Annotated in this window: 10 protein-coding genes; 5 read left to right on the forward strand and 5 right to left on the reverse strand. The window is 72.3% G+C overall.

From position 1 onward, the window contains the following. Positions 1-13: 13 nt before the first annotated feature. A complete protein-coding gene (locus DB32_RS45900; RefSeq protein ID WP_083458164.1) occupies positions 14-214 on the forward strand; it encodes a hypothetical protein in 201 nt (66 codons plus the stop codon). 8 nt (positions 215-222) lie between these two features. On the opposite strand, the gene DB32_RS34760 is transcribed toward DB32_RS45900, so the two are convergent. Next, entirely contained in the window at positions 223-5,871 is a 5,649-nt protein-coding gene (locus DB32_RS34760) for an AAA family ATPase (RefSeq protein WP_169791657.1), read from the reverse strand. A 175-nt stretch (positions 5,872-6,046) separates the two neighbouring features. After that, the gene (locus tag DB32_RS34765; protein WP_205627101.1) at positions 6,047-7,471 is read right to left on the reverse strand and encodes a NupC/NupG family nucleoside CNT transporter; all 1,425 of its coding nucleotides are present in this window, start codon (positions 7,469-7,471) and stop codon (positions 6,047-6,049) included. 82 nt (positions 7,472-7,553) lie between these two features. Between DB32_RS34765 and DB32_RS34770 the strand changes: the two genes are divergently transcribed. Then, the gene (locus DB32_RS34770) at positions 7,554-9,101 is read left to right on the forward strand and encodes a vWA domain-containing protein (protein WP_157069742.1); all 1,548 of its coding nucleotides are present in this window, start codon (positions 7,554-7,556) and stop codon (positions 9,099-9,101) included. 52 nt (positions 9,102-9,153) lie between these two features. Here the strand turns inward: DB32_RS34770 and DB32_RS34775 are convergent, their stop codons facing one another. Then, entirely contained in the window at positions 9,154-10,503 is a 1,350-nt protein-coding gene (locus DB32_RS34775; protein ID WP_053236969.1) for a vWA domain-containing protein, read from the reverse strand. 63 nt (positions 10,504-10,566) lie between these two features. Here DB32_RS34775 and DB32_RS34780 point away from each other — a divergent pair, with 63 nt between their 5' ends. Further along, on the forward strand, positions 10,567-11,280 hold the full coding sequence (locus DB32_RS34780) for a phytochelatin synthase family protein (RefSeq protein ID WP_053236970.1): 714 nt from the start codon (positions 10,567-10,569) through the stop codon (positions 11,278-11,280). On the opposite strand, the gene DB32_RS34785 is transcribed toward DB32_RS34780, so the two are convergent. Continuing rightward, positions 11,269-11,757, reverse strand: a complete 489-nt coding sequence (locus tag DB32_RS34785) for a hypothetical protein (RefSeq protein WP_053236971.1) — start codon at positions 11,755-11,757, stop codon at positions 11,269-11,271. The genes DB32_RS34780 and DB32_RS34785 overlap by 12 nt on opposite strands. Positions 11,758-11,824: 67 nt before the next feature. Beyond that, positions 11,825-13,606: an AMP-dependent synthetase/ligase gene (locus tag DB32_RS34790; RefSeq protein WP_053236972.1), complete on the reverse strand. Its 1,782-nt coding sequence runs from the start codon at positions 13,604-13,606 to the stop codon at positions 11,825-11,827. A gap of 228 nt (positions 13,607-13,834) precedes the next feature. Between DB32_RS34790 and DB32_RS34795 the strand changes: the two genes are divergently transcribed. Both DB32_RS34795 and DB32_RS34800 read left to right on the forward strand, forming a co-directional pair. After that, complete coding sequence (locus DB32_RS34795; protein ID WP_053236973.1) at positions 13,835-15,070, forward strand: MFS transporter; 1,236 nt, start codon at positions 13,835-13,837, stop codon at positions 15,068-15,070. A 44-nt stretch (positions 15,071-15,114) separates the two neighbouring features. Further along, the gene (locus DB32_RS34800) at positions 15,115-15,648 is read left to right on the forward strand and encodes a glycine cleavage system transcriptional repressor (protein WP_053236974.1); all 534 of its coding nucleotides are present in this window, start codon (positions 15,115-15,117) and stop codon (positions 15,646-15,648) included. The last annotated feature ends 2 nt before the right edge of the window (positions 15,649-15,650 follow it).

Here is a 15,650-nt window from a genome sequence, read left to right on the forward strand (position 1 = left end):
GCTCGACAGCGCGATGCATCGGCACCATCACCACGAGATGGTGCTCCCGTACGCGGTCGTGCAGCGCGTCATGCTCACCTGCACCCATTGCGGCGCCGAGCAGACGCGGCTCGCCGCGGCCGTGAAGAAGGGCATGAAGCTGCGCTGCGAGCGCTGCCACAAGCTCTTCGACGTGCGCGAGATCAAGCCCGTGATCGGCAGCGCGAAGCGCTGAGCCGTCGTTCAGCACGTCGTCGGGAGCTCGACCGTGAACGTCGTGCCCTGGTCGACCTCGCTCGCGACGGTGATGCGCCCGCCGTGCTCCTCGATGATCGTCTTCGTGATGAAGAGCCCGAGCCCGAGCCCACCGTAGTGGCGCGACGACACCCCGCGACGGAACGGCTCGAACACGTGGTCGCGCACCTCGCGCGGGATGCCGATCCCGTGGTCCTCCACCACGACGCGCGCGAGCTCGCCGTCGAGCGAGACGCTCACGTGGATGCGGCCGCCGCGACCGAACTTGATCGCGTTGCCGAGCAGGTTGATCAGTACCTGCTCGAGCCGCGCGCCGTCCCAGCACCCGACGACGGGCGCCTCGGCGCGCACGACGAGCTCACTGCCCGAGCGCGAGAGATCCTGCGCGAGCAGCGACATCGCCTCGCGCGCGATCTCGCGTAGGTCGACCCGCTGGCGATCGAGCTGCAGGCGCCCGCGACGGATCCGCGAGACGTCGAGGAGCAAGCCGATCAGCGAGTCGAGACGGTGGACCTGACGCGTCACGAGCGCGGTCACGCGGCGCGCGTCCTCGATGCAGGTCGGGGGGAGCATGCGCGGCAGGCCCTGCACCGCGAGCTGCAGGCTCGCGAGCGGCGTTCGCAGCTCGTGCGACGCGATCGAGAGGAACTCGTCGCGCAGGCGCACCGCGTCCTCGGCCTCGCGATACAGGCGTGCGTTCTCGAGCGAGTTGGCGGCGCGGTGCGCGAGCTCCTGCGCGAGCGAGAGATCCGCCTCGTCGTGCATTCGCGCGGCGGACGATGATCCGATCGTGAGCACGCCGACGACTCGATCGCGCGCGCGGAGCGGCACGGCGACGACGCTCTCCGCGTCACCGAGCTCGACCGACTCGAGGTCCGCCGCGCCGGCGTCCTCGCGGCGACGGATCAGCGGCTCGCCGGTGCGCAGCGCGACCGCGGCGATCGGGCGCGACTCGCGCTCGTGATCGTGGTGCGCGCCGAGCCGCGCCTCGCGTCGCTCGTCCGCGTGCGCCTCGGCGACGCGGGAGGTCGAGCCGCCGTCGCGCACGACGTCGAGGGTCGACCAGTCGCCGAGGAACGGCACGGCGAGCTTCGCGACGCACGCCGCGGTCGCGTCCCAGTCGAGCGAGCGCGCGAGCGCGACGCTCGCCTCCGACAAGAAGCGCAGCCTCCGCTCGGCGCGCGCGCGCTCGCCCACCTCGAGCCGGAGATCCTCGAAGAGCCGGCTGTTCTCGAGCGAGATCGCGATCTGGGACGAGAGCAGTCGCAGCACCTGCACGCGCTCCGCGGTGAACGCGCGCGTGACGAGATCGTTCTCGAGGTAGAGCACGCCGATCGTGCGTCCCTGTCGCTGGATCGGCATCGCGAGCGCGGACTTGGTCTGGCGCGACGCGACGTACGCGTCGGCGCCGAAGCGGACGTGGTGCGCGGCGTGCGCGAGCACGAGCACCTCGCCGCTGCGGAACGCGTGCTCGACGAGCGACGTCGGCGCGCGGTCCGACGTGCGCAGCGGCTCGACCTCGAGGTTCGGCGGCTCGCCGACCGCGCCCGCCGCGCGCACCTCGAGCGCGCCCTCGCGCTCGAGCACGAGCACGCCGCGCTGGGCGCCCGCGGTCGCGAGGCAGACGCGCATCAGCTTCTCGACGACGCCCTCGAACGAGACCTCGCTCGAGATGGTCTCGGCGGCTTCGAAGAGCCCGAGCCGGTCGAGCGCGGCGCGCGCGACCTGATCGCTCGGCGGCGTGATGACGACGTTGAGCGGGATCGTCCCGGTCACGCCGAGCTCGCGCGTCTCCTCCTCGAGCGCCTCGACCTTCGCGGTCGCGCCCCATCGCGCGTACGCGTCCATCGCCGCCTCGAGGTAGAACGACGCGATGCGGCGCTGGCCGAGGCCGCGGTAGTACCGGGCCGCGAGCTCGCTCGCGAGCGCTTCGTCCTGCTCGAACCCTTCGCGGCGCGCGCCGGAGATCGCGGCCTCGTAGCGCGACGTCGCCTCGACGTGCTGCTCGCGGAGGCGCGCCGCCTCGGCGGCGACGAGGTCGTGCTTGTGCGCGAAGTTCGGAGGGCAGTTCTCGGCCCATCGTCGCAGTCGCTCGCGCCCACGATCGATCGCGACGAGCAGCGCCTCGCGCTCCTCGGGCGCGACGTCCGCGAGCGCGGCGCGCGTGAGGCACGCGACGTAGACGTACTGCGCCGCGAGGAAGAGCCCGCTCACGGCGCGCCATCGCTCTCCGGCTGCGTGCATCCGCGCGCGCGCGTCGCGGAGATCGCCGAGCAGGTACGAGGTCTCGAGGCGCATCACGTGATAGGCGCACTCGTGGTGCGGCGACTCGGCGAACGCGCCCGCGAAGCGCACCTCGTCGAACTCGTCGTCCTCCCATCCGCCGCGCTCGCGCGTGCGCCCCTGCAGGCAGCGGATCATCTGGCGCTGCAGCGTGAGCTGCTCGGTGCCGGCCTGCTGCTTCAGGCGCCGGCAGAACGCGGCCGCGCGCTCGACCTCGCTCAGCACCTGACCGAGCGGCGTGCCCTGCAGGTACAGCAGGCTCGTGAGCGCAGCGCGCGTGCGCGCCGCGTATCCCGAGTCGCCCACCTCGGAGCTCGCCGCGATCGCGCGGCGCGCGAGCGGCACGCTGCTGCGCAGCGGCGCGCGCCAGTGGTTCATGAACACCGCGAAGAGCGTGAGCGCGCGCGACTTCTGCGTCCTCCATCGCTGCGAGAGCACGGCCCCGAGCCGGATGTACGAGTGCGCGGCCTGCGCGTCCCCGCGATCCTCCATGACCTTGCCGTACGTCGCGTACGCGATGCCCGCGGGCGGCACGTTGCCGTGGTCGAGCACGAGACGGACGGTGCGCGCGCGGATCCACACGTGCAGGCGCCAGCTCGAGTAGAACGTCGGTGCCGCGAGATCGTCGAGGAGCTGCACGCAGGCGAGCGCATCGCGATCACGCATCGGCGGCGCGGCGATCAGCTCCTCTTCGGAGCGCTCCCGCCGCGACGCCGCGACGGCGGCGACCTCCTCGTCGACCGCGTGGACGAGCGCGCCATCCTCGGGCAGCTCGACACCGAGGATCCGCAGGCCCTCGCGGCCCCAGCGCGTCGCCTCTCGATACGCGCCGCGCGCGTCGGCAGCGAGCAGTCGCAGCGAGTAGAGCGCGGCCTTCTCGAAGCGCGAAGGGGCGTGGCGGATCGCGGCCTCCACGAGCGCCTCGGCGCGCTCGTGATCGCCGACGACGTACGCCGCCTCGGCGGCGTCGCGGTGGAGCGCGAAGCAGAGCTCGGGGTGCGTCCGCCACGGGTCGGCGGCGAGCAACGCGACGCCGCGCTCGTGGTACGCGAGCGCCGGCCCGAACGCCGACGCGGCCTTCGCCGCGCGTCCTGCCGCGAGGTTCAGCGCGGCGAGCTCGATGCGCTCGTCGTCGCTCATGAGCGCCGCGCCGCGGTTCAGGTGATCGACGCGATCGAACAGCCGCTGATCGCGCGCGTCGGGATCTTCGCCGAGGAGCCGACCGAGCCGGAGGTGCAGCCTCTGGCGCTCCGCGTCGTCGAGGAGCGAGCCCATCGCCTGCTGCACGCGATCGTGCGCGAAGCGGTACGTCGCGTCCCGCGCGTGCATGGGCGCGTCGGGCGCGTCACCCGCGAGCGGGGCACGCGGCTCGGCGACGAGGAGGCTCTGCTCGACCGCGGTCCACAGCGCCTCGGCGATCTCGGCCTCGGGGCGCTCGACGAGCCGCGCGAGCAGATCGACGTCGATCGCGCGCTTGAAGCACGACGCCGCGCCGAGCACGCGCTGCACGCTCGTGGGAAGACGGCGCACCGCGTCGAGCATCAGCTCGACGACGTTCTCGCTCATCGGCGCCGCGGCGATCTGCTCGGCGCTCCAGCTCCACTCGGCGCGCTCCACGTCGAGCGCCAGCAGACCGCGCTGGTGCAGGTCGCGCAGGAAGCGCTCGACGTAGAACGGATTGCCCGCCGTCTTGCGGTGCACCACCGCCGCGAGCGCATCCGCGCGATCCGGGCTGGCGTGGAGCGCGTCGGCGCAGAGCGCTGCGACCGCGTCGCGCTCGATCGGCCCGAGCAGCACGATGCGCAGCGGCGCGTGGTGCTCGCGGATCGCGGCGAACGTATCGCCGAGCGGCGGGTCGGCGGTGCCGTCCTCGCTGCGGTACGCGCCGACGAGCATCACGTGCCGCAGCGTGGTGCTCGTCGCGAGCAGCTCGATCACGCGCAGCGACGCGGCGTCGGCCCAGTGCAGATCGTCGACGAACAGCACGAGCGGCGACTCGGGCGTCGCGAGCGCCTGGACGAAGGCCTCGAACGTGAGGTCGAAGCGCGTCTCCGCGTCCGCCGGCGCGACCGGCTCGAGCGCGGGCGGCTCGCCGAGCAGCGCGCGCGCGCCGGGCACGAGATCGGTGATCACACGCGCGTTCGCGCCGACCGCGTCGGCGATGCGCGCGCGCCACTCGCTCGGCGTGCCGTCGGGCGACGTGACCAGCTCGCGCACGATCGCGTCGATCGCCTCGATCACCGGCGCATACGGCGCGTTGCCGCGCACGGGATCGAGCTTCCCTGCGCCGAAGTGGCCGCCGACCGCGCGCGCGCGGGCGCGGAGCGCGTGCACGAGCGCCGTCTTCCCGATGCCGGGCGGGCCCGTGATCATCACGGTCTCTCGCGCGCCCTGGCGTGCCCGCTCGAACGCGCCCTCGAGCAGCGAGATCTCGTGCTCGCGCCCGTAGATGCGACCCTCCGGGACGATCGTGCGCGCGACGTCGAGACGTGCGAGCTCGAACGGCTCGATCGCGCGCGACACGTCCCACCGCGCGCGCGCCTCGCGCAGATCCGCGAGCAGCGAGTCGGCGCTCTGGTACCGCTGCTCCGGCACCTTCGCGAGCAGCTTCAGCACGACGTCGGAGAGCACCCGCGGGATCTCGGCGCGGAGCTCGCTCGGCGGCAGCGGTGCGCGCGCGAGGTGCGCGTGGACGAGCTCGACGGGATCGCGCAGCGCGAACGGCGGGCCGCCGGTGAGCATCTCGTAGAACGTCGCGCCGAGCGCGTAGAGATCGGCGCGCTGATCCACCACGCGATCGAGCCGCCCGGTCTGCTCCGGCGCGACGTAGAGGAGCGTCCCCTCGACGTCGACCTCGAGCGCGTCGCGCGGTGCGGGCCCGGGCACGTCGGTCGCCAGGTCGAAGTCGACGAGCGTGATGCGGCGCGCGTCGGCCGAGACGACGACGTTCGTCGGGTTGATGTCGCGATGGAGGACGTGCGCGCGATGCAGCAGCGCGACGATCTCCGTGAGGTCGACGGCGATCCGCAGCGCGTCGTCGATCGCGAGAGGACCACGCCGGAGCAGCGACTTGAGGTCTCGCGGACCCGCGTCCTCGAGCCAGAGCCGCGGCCGCTCGCCCTCGGCGTCCTCGATCGCGATCACGCGCGAGATCCCGGGGATCGCGCTCACGCGCACGAGCATCGCGTGCTCGCGGACCAGCAGCTCCGCCCCGCGCCGTGCGCGCGAGCCGCGCCGCACCGTCTTCAGCACGCGCGAGCGGCCGCTCGCGTCGCGCACGCGGAACACCGAGTAGCGAGGCCCGTGGTGGATCTGCTCCCTCGTCGACCAGCTCCGCTCTTCGCGCTCGACCATGCGCCGACGCTCGCACCGCGACGTCGAGGGTCGCATCGGCCGTGCCATGACCGGCGCACGCGCGAATCCACGCGCACGAAGGCCGTCGCGCGGGGGCACGCGTCACACGGAAGGCAATCCGCGCCAGACGACGGCGAAGAAGGTGCAGCGCGCCTCGCGCTCCAGCCGCTCGCGCTCAGACCAGCAGGCCGGCGACACACGCCGTCATGAAGCACGCGAGCATGCCCGCGACCATCGCGCGCGGGCCGATGCGCGCGAGGTCGGCCCGACGCTCGGGCGCCATCGCGCTGATCCCGCCGATCTGGATCGCGATCGATCCGATGTTCGCGAACCCGCAGAGCGCGTAGCTCGCGATCACCGCGGCGCGACGGCCGAGGAACGGCGTCTCCTGCGCGAGCCCGTCCGCGAGCCGCATGTACGCGACGAACTCGTTGAGCACGAGGCGCTCGCCGAGCAGCGCCCCGACCGTCGCGCACTCGTCGGGCGGCACCCCCATCACGAACGCGAACGGCCAGAACAACCAGCCCAGGATCGTCTGCATCGAGAGCGGGTCCCACGCGACGAGCGGCGACTGCGTCACGCCGAGCTCGTTCGCGGCGCGGATGCACTGCGCGAGCGCGGCCGCACCGCTCGGAGCGTCGCAGCCCGTCGGGATCGCGAGCTCCGCGCGCCGGAGCGCGTCCAGCGCCTCCGCCCACTCCATGCGGTTGTGCAGCAGCGCAGGCAGCGCGAAGCCCCAGTTCACCATCGCGACCAGCGCGAGGAACGCGAGCAGCATCGCGCCCACGTTCAGCGCGAGCTTGAGCCCGTCCGCCGCGCCGCTCGCGGCCGCGTCGATCACGTTCGCGTAGGGCGCTTCGTCCTCCGTCTCGAGCGAGCCCACGGACACCGGCGTCTCGCGCTCCGGCATCATCACCTTCGCGATCAGCAGCGACGCGGGGGCGCTCATCACGCTCGCGGCGAGCAGATGCCCCGCGATGTCGGGGAAGCGAGCGCGTAGCATCCCGACGTACGCGGCGAGCACGCCGCCCGCGATGCTCGCGAAGCCGCCGGTCATGACGGCCATGAGCTCCGACTTCGTCATGCGCGCGACGTACGGCTTCACGACGAGCGGCGCCTCGGTCTGTCCCACGAAGATGTTCGCGGCGGCGCTCAGCGTCTCCGCGCCGCTGGTGCGCAGCGTGCGCTGCATCGCCCAGGCGAACGCCTTCACGACGCGCTGCATCACGCCGAGGTGGTAGAGCACGGTCATCAGCGCGCTGAAGAAGATGATCGTCGGCAGCACGTTGAGCGCGACCGTGAAGCGCTGATCGAGGTAGTCGCCGAAGAGGAAACGGCTGCCCTCCGCGGTGAAGTCGAGCAGCGCCGCGACCGCGTCGTTGAGCACCGCGAAGAGCGCGAGGCCGGTGTCGGTCTTCAGCACCAGCAACGCGAACACGAGCTGCAACGCGACCCCGGCGCTCACGACGCGCCAGGGGAACGCCTTGCGGTCGGTGGAGAGCGCCCACGCGATCACGATCATGACCACGAGGCCGAGCAGCGACAGCGCGCGCTGCCAGATCGGCACCGGCGCGTCGACGAGCGTTGCGAACGAGCCCACCAGCGCGCGAGGAGACCACGGATTCGGGGAGAACTGCCAGCGCGAGCGCGCGTATGCTCGTCTCGCGCGGAGGAGCACGGCAGTGAGAACACGATGGCGCGCAGCGCTCTACGGAATGATGGTCGCGGCGATGGTGGGATGCGGCGACGACGACGGCGCGTCGACGCCGGACGCGGGTGAGGGCATCGACGCCCAGGTGACGGGGGACGACGACGCGGGCGAGGCACCGCTCGACGCGCCGGCGCCCGAGCCCTGCGAGTCGCCCGGCAGCACCGAGACGGTCGCGTGTGGCTTCTGCGGCAGCGTCACGCGCTTCTGCACGGTGGATCGCACGTGGGCCTACGGGGAATGCGAGCAGGACGGGAGCGCGTGCGAGCCCGGCACGACGCGCACGATGCCCTGCGGCAACTGCGGCGCGCAGACCCAGCGATGCACCGCGAGCTGCACGTGGGAGGACGACGGTGCGTGCGCCGACCAGGGCGAGTGCGAGCCCGGCACGATGACCCGCGAGCGCGCCGACTGCGCGGCGAACGAGACGCGCGAGCTGACGTGCAGCGAGGCGTGCACGTTCGAGCCGAGCTCGGAGTGCATGGCGGACGCGTGCCCGACGCCGGGCGCGATCGAGACCGTCACGTGCGGGCGGTGTGGGACGCAGGACCGCTTCTGCAACGCGTCGCGCGTGTGGGAGTACGACCCCTGCTCGAACGAGGGCGAGTGCACGCCGGGCACGACCGGCACCGATTCGTGCGGCATGTGCGGCACGCAGACGACGCGCTGCGACACGTCGTGCAACTGGGTCGCGAGCGGCGCGTGCGGCGGCGAGGGTGAGTGCGCGCCCGGAGAGGTCATGCGCACGTCGATCGGGTGCACGACGGCGGGGCACACGCGCCTCGTCCGGTGCAGCGCCGCGTGCGGCTACACCGAGGAGCTCGAGGCGTGCAGGGCGTCGATCCCGGTCGACGTGCTCTTCCTCGTGGACGCGACGGGCTCGCATCACTCGGGGTTCCAGGCCGAGCGCGCCGAGTTCGTCGCGCGCTGCGTCGACCCGCTGCTCGCGCTGACCGACGCGCACGTGGGGCTCGCGTATTACGGCGATCACGGCACGTCGCCCCGCACGTTCATCGGCGCGGTCGAGCTCGGAGCGTCGACACGCACCGCGATCGACACGAGCATCTCGACGCAGGTCTCGTTCGGTGGCGCCGACGACGCGACGATGGAGGCGCTGCACATCGTGACCGGCGGCGCGCCGCAGACGGGCGCGACCCCGTTCACGTGCTTGAGCGGGCGCGTCGCGGGCGGATGCTGGCGGAGCGGCGCGGAGCGCGTGGTCGTCATGATCACCGACGAGAACGCGCGCGGCGGGCCCGATCCCGCGTCCACCGGGCTCTGGAACGCGTGGCCCACCGGCCCGACCTGGACGACCGTTCGGCCGCGTCTCACGACCGACGGCACGACGCTCCTCGTGGTGCTCGACGACAGCTTCTTCCCGGCGGACGCGCGCTCCCAGTACGAGGAGATGGTGCGCGACCTCGGTCAGGCCGTGACCGACGTCCACGTCGAGGAGACGACCGGCATCCGCACCGCGTGCGACGCGGTGGTCTCGCGCGTGCGCGAGATCGCCGGCCCCTGATCGCGAACGACGCGCGAAGGGCGTCCTTCGCGCGTCGTCGCTCGCTCTTCGTTCAGTACCCCTCGGCCGCCATCGGCGCGGCCTGCAGCTCGTAGCTGCGCGCGCGCTGCTCCGACTCCGTGCGCGCCGCGCCCGCGGCATCGGCGTCTCGCCCGACCGACGCCGAGCGACGGCGCAGATCGCCCTCGATCTGCGCGTCGTCGAAGTGATAGGTCGTCACCGTGCGATCGAGCTGCACGCGCGCCGCGGCGAGCTCGCGCTGCGCACGCTCCGCCTCACCGCGCGCGAGCATGTCGGCAGCGCGTCGCTGCGCCTCGCTCGCCTCGTGCTGCGCGACCATCGCCGCGACACGCGGCGTCGTCGGCGCGCTCGCGACCGCGCGCGTGTCGGTCGTCGCTTCGTAGCGGAGCACGGTCTGCTGGGTGCGCAGGTCGCGGCTGTCGGGGGTGCGGTACGAGAGGCGCACGTTCGCGAGCGGCTGATCTCCGGCGCGCGGCGCGCTCATGCGCACGCGGAACAGGACCTCGCGCCGCTGCCCCGCGTCGAGCGCGCCCAGCGCGAAGCGAAGTCGTCCGCCCTCGATCACCGCGCCGGTCGTCGCGCCGCCGAGGATGATCACGCCGGGCGCGGGGACGATCTCGATCGTGCCGTCGAGCGCGACCGAGCGCTGCATGCGCTGCAGCTCGTGCTCGAGGATCGCGGCCATCTGGTGCGGCGCGCCGAGGTGGTGCAGGCGCCCCGCGCTGCGCACGACCATCGCCTGGAGCGTCTGCGGATCGTAGTCGTAGCCCACGCCGATCGCGGTCACCTGCGTGCCCCACTCGGTCGCGCGCGCCGCGAGATCACCGAGCGACTGCGGATCCGAAGGACCGACGTTCGCGCGCCCGTCGGAGATCACGAACACGCGGCGTACCGGGTGCGTCGCGGGCGCCTGCGCGATGCGGCCGATGCCCGCCTGCATGCCGTCCCACAGGTTCGTTCCGCCGCCCGCGACGATCATCCCCGCGCGCTGGATCAGCATCCCTCGCGTCGCGGCGTTCACGACGGTCGGCGGCGCGATCTCGGTGACCGCGTTCGAGAAGCCGTACACCGACACGACGTCGCCGTCGGCGAGCGACTCGATCAGGCTCTGCGCCGCCATGCGCGCGTTCTGGATCTTGTCGCCCGCCATCGAGCCCGACGTGTCGATCACGAGCGACACCGCCATCGGCGCGCGCGCGCTCGGAGGCGCGACGACGTTCGGCGCATCGACCCACACTCCCACCCACGCCTCGCCCGCGCCGCCCACCACGACGCGTCCCTGCAGCGGCGCGCCGCCGACCCAGGTGTCCTGGGCGCGCGCTCGCCCCACGAGACCGATCACGACCCCGAGCGCCAGCAGCGCCCCCAGAATGCTCCGCATGCACGCCTCCGCCGGGCACGAGACGCGCGACGCGGGCGAACGATCTGGGGCTACCATGGAATCGTGAGCACGCCCCGGCGCCGTCGCGCGATCACGGCCCTCGCCGCGATCCTCACGCTCTCGATCGGAGGCGGCGGGCTCGCGTTCCTCCGCGCGCGCGACGCGTCCGCCGCGCAGTGGGCGCACGTCGATCCGATCGCGGACGACACGACGTACCAGGACGCCGCGCTGCTCGAGCGCGCGTGGCAGCTGCCGGCCGCGCGCCACTACCGCGCGCGCTTCGTCTCGCAGCCGAACGGCAGCTTCTGCGGGCCGACCAGCATCGTCGACGTGATGCGCTCCCTCGATCAGCCCGCCGAGCTCTCGACCGTGCTCGAGGGCACCGACATCGCGACGTTCGCGGGGTTCCTCCCGAGCGGGATCACGCTCGATCAGCTCGCGACGCTCGCGCGTGCACGACTCCCATCACGGCGCGTGACGATCCATCGCGACTTCGATCTCGCGACGTTCCGCGCGCTGCTCGCGCAGCACGCGAACAGCGAGTCCGATCGCATCGTCGTCAACTTCCATCGCGGCCCGCTCTTCGCGCGCGGAGCCGGGCACCACTCGCCGATCGGCGGCTATCTGCCCGACGACGATCTCGTCTTCGTGCTCGACGTGAACGACGACTACGACCCGTGGCTCGTCCCCACCGAGCGCCTCTTCGCGGCGATGGACACCGTCGACGGCGCGAGCGGCCTCGAGCGCGGCTTGATCGTCATCGAATCAGTCGAATAGCTCGTCGAACCCGTCGTCGACGTCGCTGGACGGCGGAGGTCCCGGGACGAACACGAACGGGCTCGGCTCGCCGATCGTACGGGTCGGCGACCCGGCCGCGATCACCCGCGCACCGAGCGCGACCCACACGCCGGCGCGCTGCACGACCTGCACGATCACGGCGGTCACGCACTGCGTGAGCTCGAAGCGCACCTCCGCCGCGTGCTCGCTCTCGACGTGCCCGCGCGTGATCACCGGCACGACGACCGCCGCGGTGATCGTCGCGATCGCCGCGAGGCACTCCTGCGACGCGCTCGCCGTGCCCGCGTCGGCGGGCCCGACGATCTCCTCCGCGTGCTCCTCGACGTAGCGCCGCGCGATGTCCGCGAGCGGTCGATCGTCTTCCGCGACGGGCGCCGGGGCCGCGAGCCACTCGCCACCGAAGCAGCAACATCCCTGGGCGAGCACCGCCACGAGCACGATCGCGATCGACCTCAACGCTCCACGCCCTCCACTGCTCGAGCGCGCACCGCGGCGACCGCACGCCGCCGCGGTGCCTCGATCGTCAGTCCTTGTCGCCCGCGTACATCGACTCGATCTCGGACGCGAAGTTCCGCGCCACGACGCTGCGCTTGATCTTCAGCGTCGGCGTGAGCTCGCCGGTGTCGATCCCGAACGGGCGCGGCAGGATCGTGAACTTCTTGACCTGCTCCACGCGCGCGAGCTTCTCGTTCACCTCGTCGAGCTGCCGCTGGATCTCGGCTCGGATCGCGTCGGACTCGTGCAGCGCGCCGCGGATGCCCTTCTCCGTCGCGACCTTCTGCGCCGCGTCGGGCTCGAGCGTCACGAGCATCGTCAGGTACTTGCGGCGATCGCCGATCACCACGGCCTCACCGACGAGCGGGTGGTTCTTCACCGCGCTCTCGATGTTCTTCGGCGTGATGTTCTTGCCGCCCGCCGTGATGATGATCTCCTTCTTGCGCCCGGTGATGTGGAGGAAGCCCTCATCGTCGAAGCGCCCGAGATCCCCGGAGTGCAGGTAGCCCTTCTCGTCGATCGTCTCGCGCGTCGCCGCCTCGTCCTTGAAGTAGCCGAGGAAGACGTTCTTGCCCTTCACGAGGATCTCGCCGTCGTCGCCGATCTTCACCTCGACGCCGGGCAGCGGGACACCGACCGAGCCGAACTTCGTCCGCCCCGCGAGGTTGAAGCTCGTCGGGCCGCAGTCCTCGCTCTGTCCGTAGATCTCCTGGATGAGGATCCCGATGCTCGCGAAGAACTCGATCACTTCCTTCGCGATCGGCGCCGCGCCGCTGACGAGCACCGTCGCCTGATCGAGCCCGATCGCCTGCTTGATCTTCGAGAACACGAGCCGCTCGGCGAGCGCGTACTGCAGCGCGAGCGCGCCCGTCGGCTCCTCGCCCTTCGCACGGAGCGCGCTCGCGCGCGTGCCCACGCTGCGAGCCCACTGCACGAGCTTCGCCTTCGCGCCCGTCGCCTCGCGCATGCGCCCGTCGAGCGTCGCGTGGAACTTCTCCCAGATGCGCGGCACGCCGAAGAAGAGCGTCGGTCGCACCTCCTTGAGGTTCTCGACGAGCACCTTCGGATCGATCGACTCCGCGAAGTACACCGACGCGCCGCCGGTGATCGGCCCGTGGATCGTCGCCATCTGCTCGGCGATGTGCGAGAGCGGCAGGTAGCTCAGCGAGCGCCCCGACGCGTCGATCTTCGTCAGGTCGCGCAGCACGTTCGCGGTCCACGCGAGGTTCTCGTGGCTGAGCATCACGGCCTTCGGCGGACCGGTGGTGCCCGACGTGTAGATCAGCGTCGCGCTCTCGTCCGGCTTCAGCGCGTCGACGCGATCGAGCACGTCCTTCTCCGAGACCGCATCGCCGCGCGACATGAAGTCGTCCCAGCTCATCGCGCCGTCGACCTTCGGTCCGCGCATGACGACGACGTGCTTCAGCGTCGGCAGCTCGGCGCGCTTGGCGAAGACCTTCTTCGCCTGATCGGCGTTCTCGACGAGGACGAGCGGCGCCTCGGAGTGGCTCAGGATGTACGCGACCTCGTCCGCCGAGCTCGTCGTGTAGATGCCCGCCGCGGCACCGCCCGCGGTCATCGCCGCGAGATCGAGGATCACCCACTCGGGCCGGTTGAAGCCGAGCAGGCACACGCGCTGCCCGGGCTGGAACCCCAGCGCGATCAAAGCACGCGCGGCCTGGGTGACCTCGCGCGCATATCCGGCCCAGCTCGTCGACTTCCAGACGCCGTTCTCCTTGACGAGATAGGCTGGACGGTCGGGCCGCTGCTTCGCTTGTTCGAGGAGCCGCCTCGGGATCGTGTCGACCACGCTGTCTTCCTCCGCGTTGGACGTCGGGCGGCACGCATCTTACTCGAAGCGCGCAGCGCCCACAGCGCCGCATCGACTCGCGCGCTCCGGCAATCCGACTCTGGCTTCTGCAGATCCGCTGATCCATCCTCGCGAGAGATCGATCGCCGTTCGATCGATCCCTCGCGTGCCGTGTCGCCACTAGCTCCTCCGTCCGCCTCTCCGCTGCGCCGATCTCTGCGCGCATCGATGCTCGAGGGCGGCGTCTCCGAGACCTGGAACGCGTTCGCGACCGGCGCGGTGCTGACCGCGTGGGCGCTCCACCTCGGCGCCGATCCCAGCACCATCGCGATCCTCCAGGGCCTGTCGACGGGCGCGCAGGTCCTGCACGCACCAGCCGGGTTCCTGACCGAATGGATCGGTCGCAAGCGCCTCGCGATCGTCGCGATGACCGGCGCACGGCTCGCGTGGGCGCCGATGGCCGCGCTGCCGCTGCTCGAGCTCGATCGCGGCGACGCGGCGCTCTTGCTGATCGGCGTCGCGGCGCTCTCGGCGACGCTGCAGGTGCTCGGTCAGAACGCGTGGGGCGCGTGGATGGGCGACGTGGTGCCACCGACGCTGCGCGGTCGCTTCTTCGGCGCGCGCACCGTGTTCGTCACCGGCGGCGCCGCGCTCGCGTCGCTCGCGAGCGCGCTGCTGCTCGAGAGCGAGCTGCCGCGCGAGATCACGCTGCCGGGCATCGCGGCGCTGCTCTGCATGACCGGGCTCGTGTCGGCGGGCCTGCTCGCGCAGCAGGTCGATCCGCTCGGCCGCGTGCCGAGGACGCGCCCCGATCTGCGCGCGTACGGCGAGGCGCTGCGCGATCCCCGCGCGCGCGGGCTCTTCGTGTACCAGCTGCTCTGGGGCGCGGCGGTCGCGCCGGCGGCGGCGTTCTTCTCGTTGCACGTGCTGCGCACGCTGCACGCGGGCTTCTTCCTGCTCGCGGCGCACGCGATCGCGATCGCGCTCACGCGCGTCTTCACCGCGCCGCTCTGGGGGCGCGCCGTCGATCGCTGGGGCGCGCGGCCGGTGCTCGCGATCTGCTCGTTCGGCATCTCGATGATGCCGGCGATCTGGGTGTTCACCGGGCCCGAGCGCGTGTGGCCGCTCGCGATCGACGCGATGCTCTCGGGGCTCTGGTGGGGCGGTCACGGCGTCGCGTCGTTCGACCTCCCGCTCGGCATCGCGCCCGCGAAGCGTCGCTCGTACTACCTCGCGCTCTTCGCGATGGCGTCGGGCTTCGGGTTCGCGATCTCGACGCTGCTCGCGGGCACCGCCGCGGACTGGCTCGCGGCGAACGCGGGCGGTGATCTGCGGCCGCTCTTCGCGGTGTCCGCGGTCGCGCGCGCGGCGTGCGCGCTCGTCGCGGTGCGGGTGCACGAGCCCGAGGCGTCGTCGGTGAGGTCGCTCATCTTCGGGCTCCGTCGCGGCGCGAGCGCTCCCTGACGATCACGGGGACGCGCTATCGTGCCGTCCGGGGGAACCTCTCGATGACCCATCACGTTCGCATCTCCATCGCGTGCCGCGACGACCGCGGCCTCCTCGCCGCCGTCGCCGGTCGCCTGTTCGAGCTCGGCGGTGATCTCGGCGACGCGTCGTTCGGTCTGCTCGGCGAGCAGGCCGAGCTCGTCTGCGTCTGCGCGATGCCCGATCACCAGTCGCCCGAGGCGATCCAGAAGGCGCTCGCGGCGCTGCCTGCGCTGAAGTCCGGCGAGGTCACGGTGAAGCCGTTCGATCTCGGGCGCGCGCCGACCGCGACCGGCCGCGCGACGCACGTCGTGCGCGTGCGCGGCAACGATCGCCCGGGCCTGATGGCGCGCCTCTGCGAGGCGTTCGGCGAGCTCGGCGCGAACATCGTGCGCATGGACGCGCAGCAGCTCGAGCGCAGCACCGGCACCGACTACCTCATCCGCTTCGAGGCGTGGATCCCCGCGGAGAGCGAAGAAGCGTGCCTCGCGAACGTCGCGAACACCGCCGAGTCGATGGCGATGAGCTGCGACGCGGAGCGCGTCGCGCCGAAGTGACC

Source organism: Sandaracinus amylolyticus, from assembly GCF_000737325.1.
GTDB lineage: Bacteria > Myxococcota_A > Polyangia > Polyangiales > Sandaracinaceae > Sandaracinus > Sandaracinus amylolyticus.